This is a genomic window from Vibrio jasicida CAIM 1864 = LMG 25398 (assembly GCF_000400365.1).
GTDB classification, from domain to species: domain Bacteria; phylum Pseudomonadota; class Gammaproteobacteria; order Enterobacterales; family Vibrionaceae; genus Vibrio; species Vibrio jasicida.
In genome coordinates this window covers 1-1263 of record NZ_BAOG01000275.1, presented here as the reverse complement: position 1 = coordinate 1263, position 1263 = coordinate 1, and the positions used below count along the sequence as shown (strand labels likewise).

The following is a 1263-nucleotide window of genomic DNA, read 5'->3' as shown; positions in this document are numbered from 1 at the left end:
TGTTACTGAGTCGCCAGCAATAAAACTAACAAACTGTTCAAGAGGGATTCGCAACGCGTGGCATTTTCACTATGCGTTGAGTTTAGTGTTTAAGGTGGTTTGCAGCGGCTTCGGTATTGCGTTGCTCACCCCTTAACAGGGCGTTATATGCATTATTCAGTATCTGCGCTTTTGAAAAATGCACCAATTAGCTTAAGCATTAACCATAATTGTGCGGCAAAGCTAGTGAATAGCGCTAGTAATAGGTCACTTGATGTATCAACTGAAAGCGTGTTGGTTATCTTTAAGATTCCAAATATTGCAAAAATGCCGAAGCAAACCCCAATTGCTTTTAAAAAACAAGAGTCGTTAGGAAGTGATTTAAGCTGTAAACTCCTGCAAATAATTAGAAATATCCAAATTATAACAAGATACAAAAATTGCTGTTGAATCGATAGGGAAGCTATAGCATGCATCACTGAGTCTCCTTATTGCAATCAATAAGATTTCTCAGGCGCTGCATCATGTTTCTATTTTCTCCAATCAACTCTTTGCTTTGATTGAATAGTTCAATGATTTTAGTAACTCTAGCTTCATTTTTTTCAATTTCTTCAAGAGTGCGCGAAGAAATTATTAGTTTTTGCGTAAGTTCGTGTTCCTCTTTGCTTGTCTTTAATGCGCTACTGTTTAATCGAATTGTATAAAAGAGTACGATAAAAGTTACAAAAAGTGCAACGTAGTTAATGTAGTCAGTGATGCTTTCAGTTAAATTTTCCAGTGAAAATACATATGCAGAAGCCCCAATTGAAACAAGCATAAGTAATGAGTTTATTATTGTTTTTCTAATGCTGTTTTTCTGTATGAACTTTTTATCGATGTCAGCTTGTAGCGTAGCGACTTCATCGCTGATGGCTTTATATTTTGCTTTTATCTTGTTTAGATCATTTGTTTGATGTGCAATTTCGTCTGATTGGAGGCGTTGTAGCTCTAGGGCATCATGTTCATACTGGTAAATCTCTGATGGGTCTTTTCTTAGTTCAGCGTCAGTTTTTTCAAAAATTATTTCTGATAGCTTGGCAAGCTCTTCAGATCTGTTGATTATGTCATCAATGCTATTCATTTGCAGTTTTTAGTGTCGTTACGTACTGAATAGTATAACATTTTGCCTTTCGGCTAAGCTAGTAGATATCATGCATATAACAAAGCATTTAAGAGTGATTCGCAACGCTTGGCAGTTTCGCTTCGCTCAAGTATAGCCAAGCGTCGCTCACACCTTAATGCGGC

The 1263-nt window shown here is 36.7% G+C and carries 2 protein-coding genes; both read right to left on the bottom strand.

What is annotated here, in order from left to right; genetic code table 11:
- Positions 1-152: 152 nt before the first annotated feature.
- Positions 153-458, bottom strand: coding sequence for a hypothetical protein (locus tag VJL_RS27495; protein WP_152436706.1), 306 nt, complete (start codon positions 456-458; stop codon positions 153-155).
- On the bottom strand, positions 455-1099 hold the full coding sequence (locus VJL_RS27490) for a hypothetical protein (protein ID WP_038882520.1): 645 nt from the start codon (positions 1097-1099) through the stop codon (positions 455-457). The genes VJL_RS27495 and VJL_RS27490 overlap by 4 nt, the downstream gene beginning before the upstream one ends.
- Positions 1100-1263 lie beyond the last annotated feature (164 nt).